The 24,876-nt window shown below is 71.0% G+C and carries 22 protein-coding genes; 11 read left to right on the top strand and 11 right to left on the bottom strand.

Annotated elements, in window-relative coordinates:
• Positions 1-22: 22 nt before the first annotated feature.
• From ACFRFH_RS08125 to ACFRFH_RS08110, 4 genes are all read left to right on the top strand, one after another.
• Positions 23-253 (top strand): type II toxin-antitoxin system VapB family antitoxin, encoded by a 231-nt coding sequence (locus ACFRFH_RS08125; RefSeq protein WP_382462475.1) that lies wholly within the window; start codon positions 23-25, stop codon positions 251-253.
• Complete coding sequence (locus tag ACFRFH_RS08120; RefSeq protein WP_382462474.1) at positions 250-657, top strand: PIN domain-containing protein; 408 nt, start codon at positions 250-252, stop codon at positions 655-657. The genes ACFRFH_RS08125 and ACFRFH_RS08120 overlap by 4 nt, the downstream gene beginning before the upstream one ends.
• Before the next feature lie 160 nt (positions 658-817).
• The gene (gene glgX / locus ACFRFH_RS08115; RefSeq protein ID WP_382462473.1) at positions 818-2,857 is read left to right on the top strand and encodes a glycogen debranching protein GlgX; all 2,040 of its coding nucleotides are present in this window, start codon (positions 818-820) and stop codon (positions 2,855-2,857) included.
• Entirely contained in the window at positions 2,854-3,714 is an 861-nt protein-coding gene (locus ACFRFH_RS08110) for a serine/threonine-protein kinase (RefSeq protein WP_382462472.1), read from the top strand. Before glgX ends, ACFRFH_RS08110 begins: the two co-directional genes overlap by 4 nt.
• 24 nt (positions 3,715-3,738) lie before the next feature.
• Here the strand turns inward: ACFRFH_RS08110 and acs are convergent, their stop codons facing one another.
• Entirely contained in the window at positions 3,739-5,715 is a 1,977-nt protein-coding gene (gene acs / locus ACFRFH_RS08105) for an acetate--CoA ligase (RefSeq protein ID WP_382462471.1), read from the bottom strand.
• Positions 5,716-5,895: 180 nt separating this feature from the next.
• On the opposite strand from acs, the gene ACFRFH_RS08100 reads away from it, so the two are divergent.
• Positions 5,896-6,903 carry a PHP domain-containing protein gene (locus ACFRFH_RS08100; RefSeq protein ID WP_382462470.1) on the top strand — a complete coding sequence of 336 codons (1,008 nt, stop codon included), beginning with the start codon at positions 5,896-5,898 and terminating at the stop codon, positions 6,901-6,903.
• 159 nt (positions 6,904-7,062) lie between these two features.
• Positions 7,063-8,460, top strand: a complete 1,398-nt coding sequence (locus ACFRFH_RS08095) for an APC family permease (protein ID WP_382462469.1) — start codon at positions 7,063-7,065, stop codon at positions 8,458-8,460.
• 128 nt (positions 8,461-8,588) lie between these two features.
• Here ACFRFH_RS08095 and ACFRFH_RS08090 read toward each other — a convergent pair whose 3' ends face one another.
• A complete protein-coding gene (locus ACFRFH_RS08090) occupies positions 8,589-9,272 on the bottom strand; it encodes a hypothetical protein (RefSeq protein ID WP_382462468.1) in 684 nt (227 codons plus the stop codon).
• Positions 9,273-9,448: 176 nt separating this feature from the next.
• Entirely contained in the window at positions 9,449-10,246 is a 798-nt protein-coding gene (locus ACFRFH_RS08085; RefSeq protein WP_382462467.1) for a hypothetical protein, read from the bottom strand.
• A gap of 104 nt (positions 10,247-10,350) precedes the next feature.
• Between ACFRFH_RS08085 and ACFRFH_RS08080 the strand changes: the two genes are divergently transcribed.
• The 5 genes from ACFRFH_RS08080 (at position 10,351) to ACFRFH_RS08060 (ending at position 14,426) form a co-directional block, all read left to right on the top strand.
• Positions 10,351-11,145 carry a phosphatase PAP2 family protein gene (locus tag ACFRFH_RS08080; RefSeq protein ID WP_382462466.1) on the top strand — a complete coding sequence of 265 codons (795 nt, stop codon included), beginning with the start codon at positions 10,351-10,353 and terminating at the stop codon, positions 11,143-11,145.
• 10 nt (positions 11,146-11,155) lie between these two features.
• Positions 11,156-11,821 (top strand): response regulator transcription factor, encoded by a 666-nt coding sequence (locus ACFRFH_RS08075; RefSeq protein ID WP_382462465.1) that lies wholly within the window; start codon positions 11,156-11,158, stop codon positions 11,819-11,821.
• A 26-nt stretch (positions 11,822-11,847) separates the two neighbouring features.
• Positions 11,848-12,825: a sensor histidine kinase gene (locus ACFRFH_RS08070; RefSeq protein WP_382462464.1), complete on the top strand. Its 978-nt coding sequence runs from the start codon at positions 11,848-11,850 to the stop codon at positions 12,823-12,825.
• Positions 12,826-12,960: 135 nt separating this feature from the next.
• Positions 12,961-13,590, top strand: a complete 630-nt coding sequence (locus tag ACFRFH_RS08065) for a LysE family translocator (protein ID WP_382462463.1) — start codon at positions 12,961-12,963, stop codon at positions 13,588-13,590.
• Positions 13,591-13,667: 77 nt separating this feature from the next.
• Positions 13,668-14,426: a GntR family transcriptional regulator gene (locus tag ACFRFH_RS08060; RefSeq protein WP_382462462.1), complete on the top strand. Its 759-nt coding sequence runs from the start codon at positions 13,668-13,670 to the stop codon at positions 14,424-14,426.
• Positions 14,427-14,511: 85 nt separating this feature from the next.
• On the opposite strand, the gene ACFRFH_RS08055 is transcribed toward ACFRFH_RS08060, so the two are convergent.
• The 8 genes from ACFRFH_RS08055 to nhaA form a co-directional block, all read right to left on the bottom strand.
• The gene (locus ACFRFH_RS08055; RefSeq protein WP_382462461.1) at positions 14,512-15,537 is read right to left on the bottom strand and encodes a Gfo/Idh/MocA family protein; all 1,026 of its coding nucleotides are present in this window, start codon (positions 15,535-15,537) and stop codon (positions 14,512-14,514) included.
• 47 nt (positions 15,538-15,584) lie between these two features.
• Complete coding sequence (locus ACFRFH_RS08050; protein WP_382462460.1) at positions 15,585-16,529, bottom strand: sugar phosphate isomerase/epimerase family protein; 945 nt, start codon at positions 16,527-16,529, stop codon at positions 15,585-15,587.
• A 69-nt stretch (positions 16,530-16,598) separates the two neighbouring features.
• Positions 16,599-18,536, bottom strand: a complete 1,938-nt coding sequence (iolD, locus tag ACFRFH_RS08045; RefSeq protein ID WP_382462459.1) for a 3D-(3,5/4)-trihydroxycyclohexane-1,2-dione acylhydrolase (decyclizing) — start codon at positions 18,534-18,536, stop codon at positions 16,599-16,601.
• Positions 18,533-19,435 carry a 5-deoxy-glucuronate isomerase gene (iolB, locus tag ACFRFH_RS08040; protein ID WP_382462458.1) on the bottom strand — a complete coding sequence of 301 codons (903 nt, stop codon included), beginning with the start codon at positions 19,433-19,435 and terminating at the stop codon, positions 18,533-18,535. Before iolB ends, iolD begins: the two co-directional genes overlap by 4 nt.
• Positions 19,436-19,445: 10 nt before the next feature.
• The gene (locus ACFRFH_RS08035; RefSeq protein WP_382462457.1) at positions 19,446-20,996 is read right to left on the bottom strand and encodes a CoA-acylating methylmalonate-semialdehyde dehydrogenase; all 1,551 of its coding nucleotides are present in this window, start codon (positions 20,994-20,996) and stop codon (positions 19,446-19,448) included.
• Between the two features lie 43 nt (positions 20,997-21,039).
• The gene (locus ACFRFH_RS08030) at positions 21,040-21,960 is read right to left on the bottom strand and encodes a class I fructose-bisphosphate aldolase (protein ID WP_382462456.1); all 921 of its coding nucleotides are present in this window, start codon (positions 21,958-21,960) and stop codon (positions 21,040-21,042) included.
• Positions 21,947-22,915: a 5-dehydro-2-deoxygluconokinase gene (iolC, locus tag ACFRFH_RS08025; RefSeq protein ID WP_382462455.1), complete on the bottom strand. Its 969-nt coding sequence runs from the start codon at positions 22,913-22,915 to the stop codon at positions 21,947-21,949. Before iolC ends, ACFRFH_RS08030 begins: the two co-directional genes overlap by 14 nt.
• 92 nt (positions 22,916-23,007) lie before the next feature.
• Positions 23,008-24,876: a Na+/H+ antiporter NhaA gene (gene nhaA / locus ACFRFH_RS08020; RefSeq protein WP_382462454.1), complete on the bottom strand. Its 1,869-nt coding sequence runs from the start codon at positions 24,874-24,876 to the stop codon at positions 23,008-23,010.

Genomic DNA, 24,876 nt, shown 5'->3' with positions numbered 1-24,876 from the left:
ATATAGTTTGGAGGGAGACGACATGGCCATCACATCGATCGACATCGATCCGGACCTGCTCGCGCAGGCGAAGGCGACCACGGGCGCATCCTCCAACCGGGAGGCTGTCGACATCGCACTCCGGAGGCTGCTCGCGATGCACCGTCAGCAGGCGGCCGTCGAGCGCATCATCGCCCGCCGCTTCGAGCCGGACCAGATCGACGCTCCGACCATCACTCCGACGTTCCTTCCGGGCGCGAGCGCCGACTCGTGACGACCTACCTCGTCGACAACAGCATCTGGCAGAGGGTTTCCAGCAGCCCGGCGATCGCGCGGCGGCTGAGGGAGATCCTCCCCCACCACCTGCTCATCACCTGCCCACCGCAGGTCCTGGAGTATTGCCACTCCGCCCGCTCTCCCGAAGAGCACCGGGAGTTGCAGGCAGACATGGACGACTTGCTTCCGGCGTGGGAGCACCCCAGTGAGAGCGCGGCCCTGGGCATCCAGGAGGCGCTCTGGGACAACGGTGCGGTGCGCGCCGCGGGCGCTCTCGACTGCCTCATCGCCGCGTATGCCGTGGCGAACGACGCGGTGATCCTGAACTCCGATCGGGACTTCGGCTTCATCGAATACGCCACGGACGGCGTCGTGCGGCAGGAGTACGTCGCGGCCGCATAGCTGGCCGCGATACCCCTGTCAACCGCTTCCCGCGCGCTCGCGCGCGCAGGTAGCCTTTCGGTCTACCGATCATCGGAGGCACCGTGCCCCAGCTCTGCCCCCAGCTCAGCGACCCCGCGCCCAGAAGCATCGCGCACAGCAACTCTTCCCGGGCGGTCCGGTGAGCCGCGACGGCTCCGCGCCGTATCCGCTCGGCATCACGCTCGTCGAGGGCGGCGCCAATGTCGCCGTCTACAGCGAGAACGCGGACAACATCTACGTCTGCCTGTTCGACGCTCGCGGCCGGGAGACCCGGACCGAGCTCACCAATCGGACCGGGCATGTCTTCCACGGCTACGTCCAGGGCCTCGTCCCCGGCACCCGCTACGGCGTCCGGGTCGCGGGACCCTGGGACCCGGCCAACGGGCTCCGCTTCTCGCCAGCGAAGGTCCTCCTCCCGACGCGCGCCCGCGCCGTCACCGGGTCGTGGGACAACTCGCAGGCCGTGTTCGGACACCAGCTCGGCCGGCCCAAGCGGCGCAGCGACACCAACGGCAAGCGGCACGTCGCGCTCGGGGTCGTCGTCGACCCGCAGGAGTTCGACTGGGGCGACCACGAGCGTCCGTTCACGCCGCTCAGCGAGACCATCATCTACGAGACCCACGTCAAGGGCTTCACCAAGCTGATGGAGTGGGTGCCGGAAGAGTTCCGCGGCACCTACGCCGGCCTCGCGCACCCGGCCGCCGTCGAGTACCTCAAGAACCTCGGGGTCACCGCGGTCGAGCTCATGCCGGTGCACCAGTTCGTGCAGGACCCGCACCTGCAGGAGAAAGGCCTCCGCAACTACTGGGGCTACAACTCCATCGGCTTCTTCGCGCCGCACAACGAGTACGCCGCCACCGGCGACACCGGGCACCAGGTCGACGAGTTCAAGGGCATGGTCAAGGCGCTGCACGCGGCCGGCCTGGAGGTCATCCTCGACGTCGTCTACAACCACACCGCCGAGGGCAACGACCTCGGCCCGACCTACAGCTTCAAGGGCATCGACAACCCCTCCTACTACCGGCTCGTCGACGGCGACCGCGCGCACTACTTCGACACCACCGGCACCGGCAACAGCGTCAACGTCAGCCATCCCGCCGCCCTGCAGCTCATCATGGACTCGCTGCGCTACTGGGTCGAGGACTACCACATCGACGGATTCCGGTTCGATCTGGCCACCACGCTCACCCGGCAGGGCGGCGACGCCAGCATGCATAGCGCCTTCCTCACGCTCATCCAGCAGGACCCGACCCTCGCGCGCGTCAAGCTGATCGCCGAGCCCTGGGACACCGCCGGGTACCAGCTCGGCGGATTCCCTGCCGATTGGTCGGAGTGGAACGGGCAGTTCCGCGACGACGTGCGCGACTTCTGGCGCGGCACCCCCGGCGTGCTGGGGACGCTCGCGCAGCGCGTGCTCGGCAGCCCGGACATCTACGAGGACTCCCGCCGCGCGCCGCTCTCGAGCGTCAACTTCGTCACCGCCCACGACGGCTTCACGCTGGCTGACCTCACCAGCTACGACGAGAAGCACAACGACGCGAACGGGGAGGACAACCGCGACGGCGAGTCCGACAACCGCTCGCGCAACTACGGCGTGGAGGGCCCGACCGACGACGAGGAGATCGTCGCTGTGCGGGTCCGGCAGCGGAAGAACCTCCTCGCGACCGTGCTGCTCTCGGCCGGCGTCCCGATGATCCTCGGCGGCGACGAGCTCGGCCGCACCCAGCAAGGCAACAACAACGCGTACTGCCAGGACAACGAGATCTCCTGGTACGACTGGGCGAACGCCGACTGGGACCTGCACGCGTTCACGGCGGCGCTCATCCGCCTGCGCCGCACCGAGCCCGCCCTCCGTCCCGAGTGGTACCGGCACGCGCCCGACGTCGGCGGCTCCGACACCGTGCGCATCGTGCGTGCGGACGGGGAGTCGTTCACCGACGACGACTGGAACGACCCGGAGGCCCGCACGATCGCGTTCGTGCTCATGCACGAGGGCGCCGACTCCTTCCTCCTGCTGCTCAACGCCGCCGAGAACGGGGTGGAGTTCGTGCTGCCGGACTCGCCTGGCGCCCCCTGGCAGCTGGAACTGTCCAGCGACCAGGAGCTCGCCCTCCACGACGGCGAGAGCGTGATCGTCGGTGAGACCTCCTTCGCCCTGTTCCGATCGGCGGCAGGATGACCGAACCCGAGATCCCGGCCCTGCTCGGCCGTTACCGTCCGCAGACGCAGATCGGCCGCGGCGGCGAGGCGATCGTCTTCCGCGCGACCGACGAGATCCTCGATCGGGAGGTGGCGATCAAGCTGTACCGCTCGGCGACCGAGGAGCAGATGGCGCAGTACCGCACCGAGCAGACCGCGCTCGCGCGGCTCAGCCACCACGGCATCGTCTCGCTGATCGACGCCGGGATCGACTACTCGGCGCCGAAGGACCCGCGGCCGTTCCTGGTGATGGAGCTCGTGACCGGCAGCGACCTGGCCGCCACCCTACGCGAGCGCACGCTCACGACGGAAGAGATCGCGGAGATCGCCTACGACCTGGCGGAGGCGCTGGAGTACGTGCACGCGAACGGCGTCGTGCACCGCGACATCAAGCCGTCGAACGTGATGCTCGTGACCTACGGGACGACGACCTTCCGGGCCCGCGCGCGGCTGACGGACTTCGGGATCGCGGGTGGCGTCCTGGCGTCGCCGGAGCTGGAGGAGGAGGGGAAGACCACCACCGGGACGGCCGCCTACCTGAGCCCCGAGCAGGCCTCCCTGAAGGCCGCGACGCCCGCGAGCGACGTGTACTCGCTCGGGCTGGTGCTGTTGGAGTGCTTCACGCGCACCGTGACGTACCCGGGCGGCGCCGTGGAGTCGGCGCTCGCGCGGCTGAAGTTCGACCCGCCGGTGCCGGATGACCTGCCGGGCTCGTGGACGGCGCTGCTGCGCGCGATGACCGCGCGCGACCCGGCGGCACGACCCGCGGCCGCGGCGCTGGCGCTGGCCTTCCGCGAGGAGATCTTCGCGGCGGCCGCGGTGGGCACGGCGTCCTAGAGTCTGGGACCAGCGTCATCGGGGCTACCGGCCGGCCGCCAGCACCTCCGCGATCCGCCCCGGCACCGTCTCGTCCTGCAGGGAGGTCGTGTCGCCGAGCGGGCGGCCGTCGAAGAGGTCGACCAGCAATCGCCGCATGATCTTGCCGGAGCGGGTCTTCGGGAGGTCGTCGACGACCACGACGTGCCGCGGCTTCGCGATCGCGCCGATCGCGCGGGCCACCTGCTCGCGGAGTCCGGAGGGATCGAGCGCACCGGCCGGGATGACGAACGCCGCCACCGCCTGCCCGGTGGTCGCATCGCCGACGCCGACCACGGCGGCCTCCGCGACGGACGGATGCGCGACCAGCGCCGACTCGATCTCGATGGTCGACAGCCGGTGGCCGGAGACGTTGATCACGTCGTCCAGCCTCCCGAGCAACCACAGGTAGCCGTCGTCGTCCACGGCCGCGCCGTCGCCGGCGAGGAAGTAGCCGCGGTCGGCGAACGTGCGCCAGTAGGAGTCGCGGTAGCGCTCCGGGTCGCCCCAGACCGTCCGCGACATCGCAGGCCAGGTGCCGTCGATCACGATGGAGCCGCCGGAGCCGCGCGGCACGTCCTCCCCGCGCTCATCCACCACCCGCACGGTCACGCCGGGCACCGCCAGCGTCGCCGAGCCGGGCTTCAGCGCGGTGACGCCGGGCAGCGGGGCGACGATGGCCGCGCCCGACTCCGACTGCCACCAGGTGTCGACCACGGGTGCGCGGCCGGCGCCGAGCTGCTCCCGGAACCAGACCCACACCTCCGGGTTGATGGCCTCCCCCACGGTGCCGAGGAGCCGGATGCTGGAGAGGTCCCAGGTGCCGGCCGCGGCGAGACCGTCCGGGAACCAGCTCATGAACGTGCGGATGAGCGTGGGCGCCGTGTAGTACGTCGTCACGCCGTAACGCTCGATGATCTCGAAATGCCGGCCGGTGCTCGGCGTGTTCGGTGTGCCCTCGTAAATGACGGAGGTCGCGCCGTTCGACAGCGGGCCGTACAGGACGTAGGTGTGCGCGGTGACCCAGGCGAGGTCGGCGGTGCACCAGTAGACGTCGGAGTCCTTCGCGTCGAAGAGCGCCCAGTGGCTCCACGACGCCTGGGTGAGGTAGCCGCCGGTGGTGTGGACGACGCCCTTCGGTCGGCCGGTGGTGCCGGAGGTGTAGATGATGAAGAGCGGGGTCTCCGCGTCGAAGGACTCCGGCTCGTGCACGTCCGGGGCGGTGTCCACGACGTCGTGCCACCAGACGTCGCGGCCGGGAGTCCACGGGATGTCCGGGGTGAGCTCGCCGGTCCGGCGGACGACCAGCACATGCTCGATCACGTCGACGCCCGCGACGGCGGCGTCGGCCTGCGCCTTCACCGGGACCGCGACGCCGCGGCGGAACTGCCCGTCGGAGGTCACCAGCAGTTTCGCCCGGGTGTCCTCCACCCGGAACCGGAGCGCCTCCGCCGAGAACCCGCCGAACACGAGCGAGTGGATGGCGCCGATGCGGGCGATCGCGAGCGTGATGACGACCGTCTCCACGAGCACCGGCAGGTAGACGACGACGCGGTCGCCCTCCCTGACGCCGAGCGCGGTGAGGGCGTTGGCCGCCCGGGCGACGCGGCGCTGGAGGTCGGCGTAGGTGACGGTCTCGCGGTCGCCCGGCTCGCCCTCGAAGTGGAGCGCGACGCGGTCGCCGTTGCCGGCGGCGACGTGCCGGTCGACGCAGTTGACGGCGGCGTTCAGCCTCCCGCCCGCGAACCACTCGGCGCGCGGGATGCCGAGCTCGCCGTCCGGTCCGGGCGTTGCGGGCTCCCAGGTGTGCGCGGTGTGCCAGGGCTCGGCCCAGTCGAGGCGGGCGGCCTGCCGCTCCCAGAACGCCACCGGGTCGGCGGCCTCTGCGAACACGTCCGGCCCGACGTTCGCCTGCGCGGCGAACGCGGCGCTCGGCTCGTACACGCGGGACTCGCGGCCCAGATTCTCGATCGCGCTGCTCACCCTCCGACGCTACCCGCGGCCCCCACTGACGCCCGCCTCCCCCCGTAACCCCCCGTAACCCCCGCTCGCCGCCCGCCGAGGGGCACGTCGTTGTCACTTCCGGGCGCGAAAAGTGACAACGACGTGCCCTTCGGTGGGTGGGATGGATGTGGGGAGGGCTGGGGTGGGAGCATGTGGAGCATGGAACCGGTCGCAGCGCTGAACGAGATCGCCTTCTGGCTGGAGCGCGAGCTCGCCCCCTCCTTCAAGGTGCAGGCGTTCCGTAAGGCCGCCGCGATCATCGGGCCGCTCGGCACGGACGAGGTCGCGTCCCGCGTCGCGGACGGCCGGCTCAAGCGCACCAAGGGGATCGGCGACCGCACCTTCCAGGTCATCTCGCAGGCCGTCGAGGGGGAGGTCCCGACCTACCTGGCCGACCTCCGCGAGCGCAACGCGGAGCCGCTCGATGCCGGCGGCGCCGAGCTGCGCGCCCAGCTGCGCGGCGACCTCCACAGCCACACCGAGTGGTCGGACGGCACGGTGCCCATCGAGGTCATGGCAGCCGCGGCCGCGACGCTGGGCCGCGAGTACCAGGCGATCACCGACCACTCCCCCACGCTCACGGTCGCCAGCGGCCTGAGCGCCGAGCGGCTGGAGGAGCAGCTCGGCATCATCGCCGGCCTCGACACCGGCAGCGTGACCCTCCTCACCGGCATCGAGGTCGACATCCTGGAGGACGGCACGCTCGACCAGACGCCCGCCCTCCTCGACCGGCTGGATGTCGTGGTGGCGAGCGTGCACTCCAAGCTGCGTGCGGACAGCCGCACGATGACCGCCCGGATGCTCGGCGGCATCCGCGCCAAGCACACGAACGTGCTGGGCCACTGCACAGGGCGGCTGGTCCAGGGGTCGCGCGGCACCCGGCCGCCGAGCGAGTTCGACGCCGACGCGGTGTTCGCGGCGTGCGTGGAGAACGGCGTCGCGGTCGAGATCAACTCGCGGCCGGAGCGGCAGGACCCGCCGGACGACCTCATCCAACGGGCGCTCGACGCGGGCTGCCTGTTCTCGATCGACACCGACGCGCACGCGCCGGGGCAGCTCGACTTCCTCGCCTACGGTGCGGCGCGGGCGGCCGCCAACGGTGTGCCGGCGGAGCGGATCGTGACGACCTGGCCGTTGCCGCGGCTGCGGGAGTGGCTCGCGAAGTAGATTTCGCCGACTGCCGGAATCGACACTCAAAACGCCGAATCACCACGTATTCCGTGGCGAAATCACCCGATGTGGTATGCGATCCGTCGTTGTCGATTCGGATTTCGTCGCGGAGTGCGCTTACTATGGCACGTCCCCGACTGCAGCGAAGGAGCTCGCGTGTCCACAAACCCCGCCCCCACCGCACTCCGCCGGTCCCTCGGCCTCTGGGCGATCGTCGGCCTCGGACTCGGCTACATGACCCCGATGACCGTGTTCGACACGTTCGGCATCGTGACCGGCGAGACCAACGGCGTCGTGCCGTCCGCGTACCTCTTCGCGCTCGTGGCGATGGTGTTCACCGCGGTGAGCTACGGCCGGATGACGCGGGTCTTCCCCTCGGCGGGGTCGGCGTACACGTACGCGTCGGAGACCATCCACCCGAACGTCGGCTTCCTCGTCGGCTGGTCGTCGCTGCTCGACTACCTGCTGCTGCCGCTGGTGAACGCGCTCATCGTCCGGCTGTACCTGGAGTCGTTCTTCCCGCAGGTGCCGGGCTGGATCTGGGTGGTCGGCTACGTCGTCGCCATCACGGCGATGAACCTGTTCAGCATGTCCTCCACCTCCAAGGTCAACGGCGTCCTGGTGGCGTTCCAGATCGTGCTGATCGCCGTGTTTGTGGCGCTGACCTGGGCGTCCCTGAACGCCGGGGCGGGCAACGGGACGGCGTTCAGCCTCGCGCCGCTCTTCCACGGAGGCGTCCACATCCTGGCGGTGATCGGCGGCGCGACCGTCGTCTGCTTCTCCTTCATCGGCTTCGACGCGATCACGATGTACACCGAGGAAGCCAAGGACACCCGAACCGTGCCCAAGGCGATCGTGCTCGCGCTGATGATCGGCGGCGCGATCTTCTTCGTCGCGGCCTGGTTCGCGCAGTCGCGCTTCCCGACGCTCGCCGGCTTCCACTTCACGGACGACACGCTGCCGGAGATCGCGCTCAAGACCGGCGGCCTGCTCTTCCAGATCCTCTTCATCTCGGCCGCGGTCGCGGCGGCGGTGGCCTCCAGCCTGGCGTCGCACGCGAGCGTCTCGCGCATGATCTACGTGATGGCGCGCAACGGCGACGGCCGCATCTCGCGGACGCTCTCGTTCGTGCACCCGAAGTTCCGAACGCCCGCCGTGGCGGTGCTGCTGGTCGGCGCTGTCTCGCTGCTGGCGGCCGCGTTCACCCTGGAGTTCGTGTCGTCGATGATCAACTTCGGCGCGCTCATCGCCTTCACGATGGTGAACGCGACGGTCATCATCCATTTCGCGATCCGCAAGCGGCAGGTGCGCGGCGCGAAGCAGATCATCCGCAACATCGTGCTGCCGGCGATCGGGATGGTGCTGACCGGCGTGCTGTGGGTCAACCTCCACCTCGACGCGCTCACCTACGGCCTGATCTGGCTGACGATCGGGATCATCACGCTGCTGGTGCTCACCCGCGCTTTCCGCAAGCGCCTCGGCGTGAAGCTGGACGAGGACGGCGACGCCGCGATCATCACCCGCGAGGGCGCCCCCTCCGAGCTCACGCACTGACGCGCACGCGCCGTTACCCGCGCCCTCCCGTTCCCACCGAGCCACCCGAGGGGCACGTTGTTGTCACTTACAAGCGCGCTAAGTGACAACTACGTGCCCCTCGGCGCTGGTAGGGGTGGGCGAGGGGGCTAGTTGCCCCAGGCGGAGGCGGGGGCGGTGACGATCTGCACGGGGGACGTGCTCCAGTGCGAGCCGTAGCCGTAGTGGCTGCTCGCCCACGGGGAGGCCCAGATCGCGGCGGCCGTCACGTCGGCGCTCGTGCCCGCGGTGAGTCCTGCGACCACGGCAGGGTAGCCGCGCTGCAGGTTCTCGGCGCAGTACTTCGCGGCCGTCACGAGGTCGGGGTAGCTGCCGAAGCCGGCGCCGCCTCCGGAGCCGTAGCCGTTGTTCAGCGGGTTGTTGCGGTTCCACCAGTCCGGCGGGCCGTTCTCCTGGCGCATCCAGCGAAGCATGAAGTCCACGTTCGGCTTGGTCGTCTGCCAGCCGCCGAACATCAGCACCAGCTCGGCCCACGACTCGTTCGTGCCGATGCGGGAGAGGCTCTGGATGCTGTCCGTCGCGCCGAGGGTGTCGCGGTCGACGACGGGGGCGCCGATCGTGGCGTCCACCAGGAGGTGCTGCACGGCGTCCGAGGCGGGCGCGCCGGGAGCCATCGTCGTGGCCTCCGGACCGACCACGGTCGCGGCGAGCGCGGCGTCCGTCGGCACGATCGAGAAGCCGCAGACCAGCGCGATCACGGCCAGCGAGACGCCGAGGCGGTGGTGGAGCGGGAGCTGCAGCGGGCGGCGGGCGCGACGGCGGGGAGCGGACACGTTCCGAGGCGCGGCCGGCGCGGTTCGGGACGCCTTCGGGGCGCTCGACCGCCTCGCCGGGGGTACGGCGGCGCGTCGGCCTGCCGAGCGGCGGCCGCGCGTGCGTGGGGGTTCCGCGGGCGTCATACCCGATCGAGAGTACCAGCGGCTCGCTTTAAGGGAACCCGGGAGTGCGCCTAGTCGGCGGCGAGCGTGGTGCTCGCGCGGCCCTCCGCGGCGGTCGCCCCCGGCTCCGCGGGACGGCGGACGCTCATCACCACGACGCACACGACGATCGCCGCGAACAGCACCAGACTGACCGGTCCGGGGCCCAGGTCGAGGCCGCCGCGCGCGTGGGAGACGGCCAGATAGTCCGAGAGCGAGGCTCCGAAAGGCCGGGTCAGAACATATGAGGTCCAGAAGGCTGCGGTCGCGCCGAGCCCCCACCAGCGGTACGCGACGCCCGGGATGGCGAACAGCACGCCGAACAGGATCCCGGACACCAGGTAGCCGAGTCCGAAGGTCGTCGCGGTGAGGTCACCGACCGCCGTGCCGAGCGCGAACGTCGCCAGCACCGCGCACCAGTAGAAGAACTCCCGGGCACGCGTGTCGATGTGGTGCACCGACAGCGTCCGCTGCGTGCGGTACCAGACCACGAACACGACGGCCAGGACCGCCGCGAAGGTCAGTGTCGACACCCAGTACGGAATGAGGAGGACGATGTGCAGGACGTCGGCGACCATCGTCCCGAACACCGCCACCATCAGGACCGTCAGCCAGTACACCCACGGGATGTAGCGGCGCACGGCGAACTGCAGCACCAGGGCGGCGGCGAACACCACGAAGGCGGCGATGACCGCGATGACCGGGTCGTAGTTCTTGACCAGGTAGTCGGAGGTCGTCTCCCCCATCGCCGTCGTCAGCAGCTTCGTGACCCAGAACAGCGCCGTGACGGCGGGGACCTTGTTGCGGAGCATCCCGACAGCATTCCGCATCGCCTCCCAGAATCCTCTGAGAGGCCTGGGGCTGGGAGCGGGCCGGGGATCCTTAGCGGCATCTGGGGAGGCGGCGCGCAGGCTGGGTGGTCGAAGGAGGAGCGATGACCGCGACCACACCCCGCCGTGCGCCAGTCGGAGACGAGCCGAGGCGCCCGGCCGAGCCGCAGCGAACGGGCGGGCTGAACCGGTCGCCGGCCACGCCGTCCGCCACCGCCCGCGGCATCGTCCTCCCGCTCATCGTCGTCCTGCTCGTGGTGCTCGCCGGGCTCGCGATCGTGGCCTCCCCCGCCATCACCGCGTGGGACCTCGGCGTCATCCAGGCCGTGGAGGGAGCCCGGACGCCGTTCCTCGACGCGGTGGCGCTGGCCGACGACCTCCTCTTCTCGCCGACGGCCGCCGTCCCGATCGTCGGGCTGATCTCCGCGGCGACGTGGATCGCCCGGCGCAGGCTCGGCCCGGCGCTCGCGTTGGCGGCGCTGGCCCTGCTCCCCTGGCTCGGCAGCTCCCTCGTCAAGGGTGTCGTGCAGCGCCCGCGCCCGTTGTCCGCCGGGCTCCCGCACCACGTCCTCACCGACACCGGGTTCAGCTTCCCGAGCGGGCACACGAGTTTCGCGGTGGCGCTCGCCCTCGCCCTGCTGATCGTGTTCGGCCAGGGCCGCCTGCGGAGCCCGCTGATCGCGTTCGCGGTCGTCGCACCACTGCTGACCGCGTTCTCCCGGGTGTACCTCGGCGTGCACAACCCCAGCGACGTGCTGGCGTCGCTCGTCTACGCGACGGCGGCGGTCCTGCTCGTGCTCGGCGTGCTGCGGCTGATCGCGCCACCTCTGGAGCGCATCCCGCTCATCGGCCAGGGGCTCGACCCCGCGCACGGCCGCGAACCGCGGAGGCCGCGATAAGTTGAACGACATGGAGGCCACCCGACTGCGCGTGCTGCTCGTCGAGGACGACCCGCGCCTCGGCCCGCTGATCGAGCAGGTGCTGACGGAGGCCTACGACGTGACCCGCGTGGTCGACGGGGAGGCCGGGCTGGCCGCCGGGCTCCGGGAGCGGTTCGACGCGATGGTGGTCGACCGCCGGCTGCCCGGCATCGACGGCGTGACCCTTGTCGGCAAGCTGCGCGACGGCCGTGTCGTCGCGCCGATCATCATGCTCACCGCGCTCGGCGCCCTCCGGGACCGCGTCGAAGGCCTGGACGCCGGGGCGAACGACTACCTCGTCAAGCCGTTCGAGTTCGACGAGCTGCTCGCCCGGCTGCGAGCGCTGACCCGCACGTTCACCGGCGAGGGCCGGGAGCTGCCGGTCGGCGGCTGGCGGTTCTACCCGGAGAGCCGCAGCATCTACTCGCCGTACGAGGGCCGCATCCAGCTCACCGAGCGGGAGTCCGACCTCCTGCGGCTGCTGGCGGAGAGCCCGCTGCGGACGTTCTCGCGCGCGCACATCCTGGAGGCCGTGTTCGAGGCGGACGAGCAGCCCGGGACCGTGGACACCTACGTCCACTACCTGCGGCGCAAGACCGATCCGGAGATCATCGCGACCGTGCGCGGCGAGGGCTACCGGCTGGGGCAGCTGTGAAGGGGCCCGCGACCAGGCGCGACGACGTGGACTTCCGGGAGGTCCGCCGCGCCTCCCGCACGGTCGGCCTCCAGCTCACGATCGCGTCGGGCGCGCTGGTCGTCGCGGCGATCGGGGTGGCGTTCTTCTTCGTGCTCGACCAACTCCAGCCGAAGGAGCTCTCGGAGGCCCCGCGTCCCGGCGAGCACAAGATCTACATCGACACGGTGGACGCGATGATCGCGTTCATCGTCGTCGGCGTGCTCGCGGTGATCGTCGCCGGCGTGCTGGCCGTGGTGGTCACCCGGCGCGCCGTCCGGCCGCTCGGGGAGGCGCTGCGCCGGCAGCGGGACTTCGTCGCGGACGCCAGCCACGAGCTGCGTACGCCGCTCGCGGTGCTCGACGCACGCCTCCAGGTGCTGCAGCGCGGCCTCCCGGACGGCGACCCGTCGACGGGGACCGTGGCCGAGCTGCGGGACGACACCCGCACGCTGATCGAGGTCGTCAACGACCTGCTGCTCGCCGCGGACCCCGAACGCGAACGCGCCGCGGCGTCGGACGGTCCCGTGCAGCTGGCCGACCCGGTGCGCAGGGCCGTCGAGTCGCTCGGGGTACTCGCGGAGCAGGCCGGGGTGACGGTCCGGCTGGAGGTGCGGGACGAGGTCGCGAGCGATGTCCCTGCGACGACGCTGCAGCGCTGCGCGACGGCCCTGCTCGACAATGCGGTGGCCCACTCCCCCGCCGGCGGCGTGGTGACGGCGACGATCCGCCGGGAGGGGCGCTCGGCGTACCTGACCGTGGCGGACCAGGGGCCCGGCATCCAGGGCATCGACCCTGCCAGGATCTTCGACCGGTTCGCCCGCGCGGCGCCGAGCGCTCCGACGACCGCCGGTCGGTTGCGGTCGGGCTTCGGGATCGGGCTCGCGCTCGTGCGGGAGGTCGCGGTGCGGCACGGTGGCGAGGTGCGCGTGGCCTCCACCGGCCCCGCCGGGACCGCCCTGGAGCTGCGCCTGCCGGCCCGTTGAACTGCTGGCGTGGCTAACGGAGGAGATTCGCGCGCGCGGAGCCCTCAATAGCAGTCAACGGAGGAGATCGGGGAGGGTGGGGGCCGAAAGTCCTCCGTTGGCGACGTGCCGGCCGTCGCCCCCTACACTTGCTGCATGACAGCCCCCGCCCTCCTCGCCTTCGCGGGCCTGTGCGTGATCCTGGCGGTGACGCCCGGCCCCGACACGTTCCTCGTCCTCCGTTACAGCTTGGCCCGCTCGGGCGCCGGCCTCGCGGCGTCCGCGGGGTCAGCCGTCGGCTCGATGCTGTGGGCGCTCGCCGTCGCGCTCGGGCTGGCCGCGCTGCTGGAGCAGTCCGCGGAGGTCTACCGCGTCGTCAAGATCGCGGGAGGCCTCTACCTCATCTATCTCGGCGTCTCGGCGCTGATCGCCAGCCGCCGGCACGCCGCCCACGGCCCGGAGGCGACGGTGCGGACGACCAGCCTCCACTCGGGCTTCCTCGCCGGAGTGCTGTCCACGGTGATGAACCCGAAGGTCGGCCTCTTCTTCCTCGCCATCGCGCCGCAGTTCGTCCCCCACGACGGCGCCGCGATCGGCAACACCCTCCTGCTGGGCGCGATCGACGCCGCGGTCGCCGCGGCCTACCTGACGGTGGTGGCGCTGCTCGCGTCGCGCGCGATCCTCTGGCTCAAACGGCCGGCGGTGGCCAAGACGCTCGAGCGCATCTCGGCCGCGATCCTCGCCGCCCTCGGCATCGGCACCATCGCTCTCAGCGCCACGGAATAGCCCAGCGCCCGCGGGCTGACATCATCCACAAGGTGTACGGTTGTTCTGACATTTGGACCGACCTGTGGAGGACGCGGATGCAAGCCGAGTACCCGCTGCCCGTGGACCTCTTCGACAGCCTCGACAAGGGCAGCCCGGTGCCGCTCTACTACCAGCTCGCGACGGCGCTGGAGGCGGCGATCCGTTCCGAGACGGTGCCCCCGGGGTCGCGCCTCGAGAACGAGATCTCGCTCGGCAACCGGCTCGGGCTGTCACGTCCCACCGTCCGCCGAGCGCTGCAGGAGCTGGTCGACAAGGGCCTCCTGGTCCGCCGCCGCGGCATCGGGACGCAGGTCGTCCACGGCCGGGTAACCCGCAACGTCGAGCTGACCAGCCTCTACGAGGACCTGGGCCAGTCCGGACAGACGCCGACGACCCGCGTCATCTCGTACGAGATCGGGATCGCGGACGAGACCGCGGCGAAGGAGCTCGGCGTCCCGTACGGCAACCCGGTGCTGGAGCTCACCCGGCTGCGATCGGCGGACGGCGTCCCGCTGGCGATCCTCGAGAACACGCTGCCCGAGGACTTCATCGACATCTCGCGCGAGGACCTGGAGACGCGCGGCCTCTACCAGCTCCTGAAGGCGCGCGGCGTGGCCATCCGGGTCGCCAACCAGCGGATCGGCGCCCGCGCCGCGAACGCGAACGAGGCCAACCTCCTCGAGATCCGCCGCGGGTCTGCACTGCTCACCATGTCGCGCACCGCGTTCGACAACTCCGGCCGGGCCGTGGAGTTCGGCCGGCACGTCTACCGGCCCGACCTCTACTCGTTCGAGCTCACCCTCGTCGACCGCTGACCCCGCCGTCCACCCGTCGAAGGGCACGTAAACGCCCTTAAGACGGCGTTTTAGGGGCGTTTACGTGCCCTTCGGCGACAGGAGGTTAGGCGTAGAACGGCGGGCGGGTGGGCGTCGCGACGGGGATGGGGCCGGACTGGTCAAGCGCCCGGACGCCGGCCTCGCAGGCGAGGGCGACGAGGTAGCCGTCCCAGGCGTTCGGTCCGGCGACGAGCGAGCCGTCGCGCACCGCGTCCACCCATGCCTGCACCTGGGTGTCGTACGCACGGGCGAACCGGGTCTTGAAGGTCGTGTGCTCGGCGACCGAGAACGCGGCGTCGGACCAGCGCTGCAGTCCGGACGGCTGGCCGATCCGCGCGACGCCGGTCTGGAAGACCGCCTCGGCGCCGACCTGGTAGCCGAACCGCACGCTGACGTTCATCTCCACGTCGACCAGCACGCCGTTCTCCAGCTCGATGAGCACCAGGATGGGCTCGCGGAGCCGCTCGGGCGCGAGGTCGTTGCGCCGCGGGTACTTGACCTCGACGCTGCGCACGGGCGAGCCGGCGAGCCACGGCATGACGTCGAATTCGTGCACGACCGAGTCGGTGATGAGCATCGACTGGGTGTAGCTGTCGGGCACCGACGGGTTGCGGTGCACGCCGCGCAGCATCAGCAGCTCCCCCGCGTCGCCGCCGACGATGAGCTCGCGCAGCGCGCGGTACTCCTCGTCGAAGCGGCGCATGAAGCCGAGCTGGATGTGCGGGCGGTCGAGCTTCTGCTCCCGCTCCAGGATGCGCAGCGCCGAAGCGCTGTCCGGCGTCAGCGGCTTCTCGCACAGGATGGGGAGCTTCGCCTCCAGCGCGGGCACCAGCACGGGCTCGTGGAACTGGCCGGGTGTCGCGATGATCACCGCGTCGAGCGCGGACGCGTCCAGGGCGTCCTCGACGCTCGCGAACGCCCGCGCTCCCGGCGCCGCGGCTGCCGCGGCCTCCGCCCGGCCGGCGTCCGGCTCCACGATCGCGGAGACGGTCGCGCCGCTGATCGTGCGGGTGATGCGCTGGATGTGGTCGGCGCCCATCTGCCCGGCGCCGACGACGCCGACGCGGAGGTCCTGGTTGCTGGTGGTCATTCGGTGCGGCTCTTTCTGTGCGTGGCGGAGGGAGTCAGCGGTAGTGGTCAGCGCGTGCGAGTCAGAGGCGAGCAGCCGAAGATGTGCTGCCGGGTGCGGGTGGCGATCCCGAGCGGGACGTCGATGTCGATGCCGGGCATGTCCTGTTCGACGATCGCGAAGATCTCCGGGTCGATGCCTGCGACCGCTTCGATGATCGGCGCGAAGTCCGGGATGCCGGCCGGCGGCTCGACCATCACGTCGATCGCGGCGTCCGCGAACGCGATGTCGTTCTTGAGCACCTCGAAGCGGAACTCGGGGTCGATCTGCTTGAGGTGCAGATAGCCGATGCGCTCCGGGTGGTCCTGGATCAGCGTGACGCTGTCGCCGCCGTAGTAGGCGAAGTGGCCGGTGTCGAGGCAGAGGTTCACGTAGCGCGCATCGGTCTGCGCGAGCAGGCGCTCCACCTCGCGGTGCGTGCCAACGTGGGAGTCGGCGTGCGAGTGGAACTGCTGCCGGAGGCCGTATTCCTCGAGCAGCATACGACCGAGGCGGTCGTGACCGGCGGCCAGCGACGCCCACTGCTCGTCGGTCAGCGTGCGCGGCTCCAGGGTCTCGCCGGAGGCTTCCGACCGCCAGAGGTCGGGGATGACGACGATGTGCTCGCCGCCGACCGCGCGGGTGAGCGCGGCGACCTTCTCGACCTGCTCGAGGGCACGGTCCCACTGGTCGGCGCCCTTGTGGAAACCGGTGAAGACGGTGCCGCCGCTGATCCGCAGGTCGCGCTGGGCGAGCTCGTCCAGGAGCTGCGCCGGATCGGTCGGGAGGTACCCGTACGGCCCGAGCTCGATCCAGTGGTACCCGGCGGTCTGCACCTCGTCGAGGAAGCGGTCCCAGGGGGTCTGCCGCGGGTCCTCCGGGAACCACACGCCCCACGAGTCGGGCGCGGTACCGATGCGGAGGCCGGAGGTGTGAGCCTCGGCCGGGAGGTGGTCGGTGGCGGTGTCTGTCATCGTCGTCCTTCGGTGGCGTCGGTGGCTGGTCGGGGCTTCGGTGGTCGGGGGTGGTTCGGTATGGCGCGCTCAGCCGAGCAGGGGCCGTTGCTGCTTCTGCTGCCGGAGGTAGTCGGCGCGGGCGTTCTGCGTGCTCTCCAGCTCGGACGTCTCCGCGACCGGCACATCCCACCAGCCCTCGCCGTCCGGTGCGTACACGAACGGGTCGGAGTCGACGTGGATCAGCGTGGAGGTCGTGGACGCCTTGGCCGCTCTGACGGCCTCCTCGAGCCGGGCGGCCGTATCGGGGCCCGGCGCGAGTTCGATCACGTCGATGCCGAAGCTGCGCGCATTGGCGGCGAGATCGACGGGCAGGAAGTCGCCGCGCTCGAAGTTCTGTTCGGCCTCATCGCGGTACCGGTAGCGGGTGCCGTAGCGCTGCGAACCGACCGTCTCGGAGAGGTGGCCGATGGAGGCGTAGCCGTGGTTCTGGATGAGCACGACGACGATCTTGATGCCCTCGGCGACGGCGGTCGCGAGCTCGGTGTGCAGCATCAGGTAGGAGCCGTCGCCGACCAGGACGATGACGTCGCGGTCGTCGCCGGCCGCTTCGAGCCCGCGTTTGACGCCCAGCCCGCCGGCGATCTCGTAGCCCATGCACGAGAAGGCATATTCGACGTGATAGCCGAGCGGGTCGCGGACGCGCCACAGCTTGTGGAGGTCGCCGGGAAGGGAGCCCGCCGCCTGCACGACCACGTCGCGCGGGTCGGAGGCGCGTTGGACGGCGCCGATGATCTGCGGCTGTCCGATGAGCGAGGATTCGCCTTCGAGAGTCGTGGGAGCGAGGGCCGTGTCGGCAACGGCGTCCCACTCCGTCTTCTCCTCGGCGATCCACGTCGCGTAGCCGGGGTGCACCGCGTACCCGGCGAGAGCCTCGCTGAGCGCCGTGAGCGCCTCCCGCGCGTCGGCGATCAGCGGGAGCTGCGAGCCGTGCTTGTAGGCGTCGAACGGCGCGACGTTGAGGTTGACGAACCGCACGTCCGGGTTCTGGAAGATCGTGCGGCTGGCGGTGGTGAAGTCGCTGTAGCGAGTGCCGATGCCGATGACGAGGTCGGCCTGCGCCGTGACCCGGTTGGCGGCGGTGGTGCCGGTCGCGCCCACGCCGCCGAGGTACTGCGGGTGGTCCCAGGTCAGCGCGCCCCCGCCGGCCTGCGTGGTGCCGACCGGGATGCCGGTGGCCTCCACGAAGGCGCGCAGCACGTCCTCCGCGCCCGAGTACAGCACCCCTCCACCCGCGACGATCACGGGACGCTGCGCGACGCGGATCGCGTCGACGGCCGCCGCCAGCGCCCAGCCCTCCGGGACCGGACGGCGGACGTGCCACTCGCGCGGGGCGAGGAACTCCTCCGGGACGTCGAGCGCTTCGGCCTGCACGTCCTCCGGCAGCGCGATGGTCACCGCGCCGGTCTCGGCCGGGTCGGTCAGCACGCGCATCGCCGCGAGAGCGATCGAGAAGAGCTGCTCCGGCCGCTGCACGCGGTCGAAGAACCGCGACACCGGCCGGAAGGCGTCCGTGACCTGGATGCCGAGGTCGTGCGGGTGCTCCAGCTGCTGCAACACCGGATCGGCGACGCGGGTCGCGAAGGTGTCGGACGGCAGCAGCAGCGCCGGGAGGCGGTTGGCCGTCGCGAGGGCGGCGCCCGTGATCATGTTGGCGGCGCCCGGTCCGACCGACGCGGTCGAGGCGAGCGTGGCCCGGCGGCGGTGGATGCGCGCGTAGCCGACCGCCTGGTGGACCATCGCCTGCTCGTTGCGCGCCTGGTAGTACGGCATCAAGCCCGGGTCCTGCACGTTCGCCTGCGTGAGCGCCTGGCCGACGCCGGCGACGTTGCCGTGTCCGAAGATGCCCAGCATTCCGGGGATGGTGCGCTCGCGCACGTCCCCGTCGACCGTCCACTGGTTGGCGAGGAACTCGACGAGCGCCTGGGCCACCGTCATCCTGCGGGTCGTCGCCGTGTTGGTCGTCATTGCGCGGCTCCTTGCGTGGTCGAGACGTAGGGAAGGCGAGGGTCGATGTCCTGGGCGGTCCAGGTGTCGCGCAGCCACGCCTGGCGCGGGTCGTCGCTGATCAGCCATGCCCGCTCCTCCCCCGGGCCTGCCATGACGTTGAGGTAGTAGAGGTCGTACTCGGGGGCTGCGACGGCCGGGCCGTGATAGCCGAACGGCACCAGGGCGATGTCGCCGGTGCGCACGAGCGCGTTGGTCTCGATATCGCCGGCAGCCGAGCGGTGGGCGGCGAAGCTCCCGAAGGCGTCGGCCGTCGCCGGGGCGTTCGCGCCGCGCACGGGAGCCGACTCGAAGTAGTAGATCTCCTCGAGCCGGGACTCGTGGCCCGGCACGTCCTCGTCGTGCTTGTGCGCGGGATGGGACGACCAGTTGCCGGCCGGCGTGATGACCTCGCAGACGATCAGGGAGGCGGCATCGAGAGAACCGGGGATGCCGAAGTTGTGCACCTGCCGGCTGTCGCGGCCGGCCCCGCGCAGCTCGACCGGCACCTCGTCCGTGGCGATATACGCCGACGGCTTGCGGACTCGCGTTGGGGCCTCCGCCACGGCGACCCGGCCGGACCCGCTGATCGTCAGCGCGTTCCTGGCGCCGACGTAGACCACGTCGGTCGGCCCGTCGAAAACGCTCGACCGGCCGGCGAGGTGGGTGGTCTCCCCCTCGTGCTCGACCGCGAACGACCCGGCGAGCGGGACGACGATGCGCTCGACGTCACCGGCCTCCAGCTCGACCGCGTTGCCGGCGAGCTCCGCCACGCGCAGCCCGGTGTGCTGCCAGCCATCGAGGGAGTCGTCTACCACGGACTCCCACGAGCGGTCACTCAGTGTGCCGCGCGGGAAGAACCATTCGTTGTGCGCTGTCATCTGCCGGACCTCAGGTGTTCTGCGGGAAGCCGAGGTTGATACCGCCGTGCGTCGCCGGGTCGAGCCAGCGGCTGGTGATCGCCTTCTCGCGGGTGAAGAAGTCGAAGCCGTGCACGCCGTACGCCTTGGCGTCGCCGAACAGGGAGGCCTTCCAGCCGCCGAACGAGTGGTAGGCGACCGGGACCGGGATGGGCACGTTGATGCCGATCATGCCGACCTGCACCTCGTTCTGGAACCGCCGGGCGGCGCCGCCGTCGTTGGTGAAGATCGCGGTGCCGTTGCCGAACTGCCCCGAGTTGATGAGGTCGAGACCCTCCTGGAAGGTCTGCACCCGAACGACGGACAGCACCGGTCCGAAGATCTCCTCGCGGTAGGCGGCGGAGGTGATCGGGATGTTGTCGATCAGTGTCGGGCCGAAGAAGAAGCCGTCCTCGTGGCCCTCGACGGTGAAGCCGCGGCCGTCGACGACGATGTCCGCGCCGTCGGCCTCGGCGATGTCGACATAGCCGGACACCTTGTCGCGGTGCACACCGGTGATCAGCGGGCCCATGTCGGGTTCGCCCGCCGCATCGCCCGCGCCGTTGCCGATGCGGAGCCGGCCGATGCGCTCGGTGATCTTCGCGATGAGGTCGTCCGCGACCGGCTCCACGGCGAGAACGACCGAGACGGCCATGCAGCGCTCGCCGGCCGCGCCGTATCCGGCGTTGACCGCCTGGTCGGCGACCAGGTCGAGGTCGGCGTCCGGCAGCACCAGCATGTGGTTCTTCGCGCCGCCGAGGGCCTGGACGCGCTTGCCGTTCTTCGACGCCGTCTCGTAGATGTACTGGGCGATCGGGGTCGAGCCGACGAACGAGATGGACTGGACGACCGGGCTGTTCAGGAGGCCGTCGACGGCGAGCTTGTCGCCCTGGAGCACGGTGAAGACGCCGTCCGGGAGGCCGGCCTCCTTCCATAGCCGGGCCAGCCACAGTGCCGCCGACGGGTCCTTCTCGGACGGCTTGAGCACGACGGCGTTGCCGGCCGCGATGGCGACGGGGAAAAACCACATCGGCACCATCGCCGGGAAGTTGAACGGGGAGATGATGCCCACCACGCCGAGCGGCTGCTTCAGCGAGTACACGTCGATGCCGGTCGACGCGTTCTCGGAATAGGCGCCCTTGATCAGGTGCGGGAAGCCGGTCGCCAGCTCCACGACCTCCTGACCGCGCAGGATCTCGCCCATCGCGTCGGAGAGCACCTTGCCGTGCTCCGCCGTGATGATCGCGGCCAGCTCGCCTTTGCGCGCGTTCAGTAGCTCCCGGAAGGCGAACAGCACCGACTGCCGCTTGGCGATCGAGTACTGGCCCCACACCTCGAAACCGCGCTGCGCCGAGGCGATCGCCTCGTCGACTTCGGGCTGATCGGCGAGGGCGACGTTCGCCGTCGCGACGCCGAGGGCCGGGTTGAAGACCGGAGCGGTGCGCCCGCTGGTGGAGGGCCGCTCGGCGCCGTCGATCCAGTGCGGGATGGTCGGCAGCGCGCCCGCGGCGACGGGGGCGGTGGTGGTGTCGGTGCTGGTCATGGTGTCGTTCCTTCGAGGTGCTGCGTGCGGTGAGCGGGCCGGATCAGCGGCCGTGGACGAGGGAGGCGGCGATGTCGACCGCGCGGCCGACGTCCCCGTCCTTCGGGTAGAGGAGCGTGCGCCCGACGACGAGGCCGTGCACTCCCGGGAGCGCGAGCGCGGCCTCCCATGACGCGAAGGTCTCCTCCGGCGCGGCGTCGGTGTCGCCGCCGAGCAGGAGCGTGGGCAGCGTGGTCGCCGCCATGACGCGCTCCATCTCGGGCACGACCGGGAGCTTCAGCCAGGTGTACGCCGAGGAGGTGCCCAGGCCGGAGGCGATGGCCACCGAGTGGATGACCGCGTCCGTGGTGAGGTCGTTGACGACCCGGCCGTCGCTCCAGCGGCTCAGGAACGGCTCGAGCAGGATCGGGAGCCGCGCCCGGGCCGCCGCGGTGACCGCGTGCGCCGTCGCCTCCAGCGTGCGCGCCGTTCCGGCGTCCTCCAGGTTGACGCGGACGAGCAGCTTGGCCGCGTCCACACCGTCGCGCGCCATGGCGTCGACGTCGTAGCCGGTGTAGCGGTCGTCCATCTCGAAGACGGCGCCGCGGAGGCCGCCACGGTTCATCGAGCCGACGGCGATCTTGTCGTCGAGGGCGCCCAGCAGCGCCAGGTCCTCGATGATGTCGGGGGTGCCGAGCACGCCGTCCACCCCCGGGCGCGACAGTGCGAGAGCGAGCCGCTGCAGGAGGTCGTAGCGGTCGGCCATCGCCATCGGGTCGTCGCCGACGCCGAGGGCGCCGCGGGCCGGATGGTCGGCCGCCACGATGAAGAGGCGGCCGTCGTCGCGGACCAGCGGGCGCCGGGTGCGGGTGGCGAGCACGGTCGCGATGTCGTCGGGGCTGGTGTGACGGCGGGCACGGAGGCGCTCGAACGCGGTCGCGTCGATGATCGGAGCGGGGCCGGCGATCAAGTCAGCTGGGGACATTCTGGAGCTCCTTCAGCACCGATTCGACCTCGGCGGTCGTCGGCATGGCGGTGGAGCACTCGCGGCGCGTGGCCACGATGGCTCCGGCGATGTTCGCGAAGCGGATGACCCGCTCCAGCGACCAGTCCTGCAGCAGGCCGTAGCAGAGCGCCCCGCCGAAGCCGTCGCCCGCGCCGAGGCCGTTGACGACCTCGACGAAGTACGGAGGCACCTCCACGGTCTCCTCGCACGTCTTGGCGAGCACGCCGCGCGGGCCCTGCTTGACGACGGCCAGCTCGACGCCGCGCTCGAGGAGGGCGTCGGCCGCGCGCATCGGCTCGGTCTCGCCCACCGCGATCTCGCACTCCTCGCGGTTGCCGACGGCGACGGTGACCTGGCCGAGCGCACGCTCCACCTCGGCCGTGGCCGTCGCCCCGTTCGCCCAGAACATCGGCCGGTAGTCGAGGTCGAGGATGGTGAGCGGCCGGCGACCCCGCGCCTCCCACGCGACGTGGTGCGCGGTGCGGCTCGGGTCACGGGACAGCCCGGTCACGGTCGACCAGTAGATGCGGGCCCGGCTGATCGCGTCGAGGTCGAGGTCCTTCGCCGTGATGGCGAGGTCGGGCGCGAGCGGGTCGCGGTAGAAGTACAGCGGGAAGTGATCCGGCGGGAAGATCTCGCAGAAGGTCACCGGCGTCTTGAGGGTGTCGACCGTGCCGACGAACCGGTCGTCGACGCCCAACCGGCGCAGCTCGCGATGCGCGTAGCGCCCGAACGGGTCGTCGCCGGTGGCGGTGACCACCGCCGAGCGGAGACCGTGCCGCGCGGCGGCGATCGACACGTTGGTCGCGCTGCCGCCGAGGAACTTGCCGAACGTCTCGACCTCCTCCAGCCCCACCCCGTCTTGCAGGGGGTAGAGGTCGACACCGATGCGCCCGATGGTGATCAGGTCGAACGGCTCCCCGTACTCGGTCATGTCGTGGAACTCCTCGTCGGCATCATGCTGGGCTGCGTGCCACAGCCTACACCTTATGTTCTATCAAACTAACAAGGGAAACTCGAGGCCTGTCAGGGCGCGGCGACGCTCGCCTGCAGCGCCCGGATGAGCGACTGCGCGTCGTACGGGCCCATGTGGCGGCGGCCGTTGATGAAGAAGGTCGGCACGGCGGTGATGTCCATCGCCTCCGCGTCGAGCATGTCGTCGCGCACCCGCGCGGCCACCTCCGGCGAGCTCAGGTCGGCCTCGAACCGCTCCAGGTCGAGGCCGAGCTCGGCGGCGCGCCGCAGGATGTCCGACGGGAGCTGGTGCTCCTGGTCGGCGAACAGGCTGCGCTCGAACTCGAAGAACCTGCCCTGCCGTGCGGCCGCCTCCGAGGCCTCCGCCGCGGCGAGCGCGTTCGGATGGAACCGGGTCAGCGGGGCGTGCCGCCACACGTAGCGGAGGTCGTCGCCGAGCACCTCGCGCACCTCGCCGACCGATCCGGTCGCCTTGAGGCAGAAGCCGCACTGGAAGTCGCCGTACTCCACGATCGTGAACGGCGCGTTCGGGTCGCCGAAGACGTGGTCGCGCTTCGGGTCGACCGGGCGCACGAGGGTGAGCCCCATCTCCTCCTTGGGCCGGCGCGCGTCGGAGAGGCGGAACACGATCGTGGCGACGACGAACGCGATCACCGTCGCCGCCAGGACCCCGACTCTGGCGGCGTTCTGGGCGGCCTCCTCCGGGATGGCGAGGTCGACGATGAACAGCGAGATGGTGAAGCCGATCCCGCACAGGGCGGCGCCGCCGGCCAGCCGGTCCACCGTGAGGCCCGGGCCGAACTCTCCGATGCGCAGCGCCCGCAGCATCACGGTCGAGCCGAACACGCCCACGAACTTGCCGACCACGAGCCCGGCGACCACGCCCCACGCAAGCGGCGAGACCACGGCGCCGACCAGGATGTCGCCGTTCAACCGCACGCCCGCGTTGGCGAGCGCGAACAGCGGGAGCACGACGTACGCGACGTACGGCGACCACGCCGACTGCAGCCGCTCGTTGATGGAGATGGACTCCCGGAGACTGTTGGCGGCGGCCCGGGCGTACTCGGTGTTCGGCGACTGCCGGAACGTCCTCGCCAGGTCGAGGGCGTGCTCCACGTCGCGCCGGTTGGGCCGGTACACCGGGATCAGCAGCGCGATCGCGACCCCGGCCAGCGTCGGGTGCACGCCGGAGGCGAGGAACGCCAGCCAGACGATCACCGCGAGCGTCCCGTAGACGGGCCCGCGCCCGCCGCGGAGGTACCGCGTGAAGTACACGCCGACCAGCCCGACCGCCGCGACGATCAGCGGAACCGGGTTGAAGTCCTTCGTGTAGACGAGCGCGATGATGCTCAGCGCGCCGATGTCGTCCACCACGGCGAGCGCGAGCAGGAACACCCGCAGGCGGCCGACCGCGCGGGGCCCGATCAGGGCGAGGCCGCCGACCAGGAACGCCGTGTCGGTCGAGATCACGACGCCCCACGCGTTGGCGTGCCCGGTCCCCATCGCGAACAGCACGAAGATGCCCGCAGGCACCGCGAGCCCGAAGATCGCCGCGACCACCGGGACGACGGCGCGCGACCAGCTCGTCAGCTCGCCGATCGCGAACTCGCGCCGCACCTCCAGCCCCACGGTGAAGAAGAAGATCGCCATCAGCGCGTCGTTGACGAGGGCGTGGAGTGTGAAGTCGAGGTGGAGGTCACCCAGCCCGAGGGTGAGGTGCGTCTCCCAGAAGTGCTCGTAGCCGGTGAAGGAGATGTTCGCCCAGACGATGGCGATGAGCGTCGCGAGCAGCAGGAGGAGCGCGCCGATGCGGCTGCGTCCCATCGCCCGGAACCGCTCGGCCAGGGTGGGCCGGCGGTCGCGGGACGTGCCGACGGCCTCCGGATCCGGCGAGCGCTGGATCAGGGTCAGGTTCGTCAT

This window comes from Leifsonia sp. NPDC056824 (genome assembly GCF_042789575.1).
GTDB lineage: Bacteria > Actinomycetota > Actinomycetes > Actinomycetales > Microbacteriaceae > Leifsonia.
The sequence above is the reverse complement of the archived record's forward strand: the minus strand, read 5'-3'. Positions and strand labels throughout refer to the sequence as shown.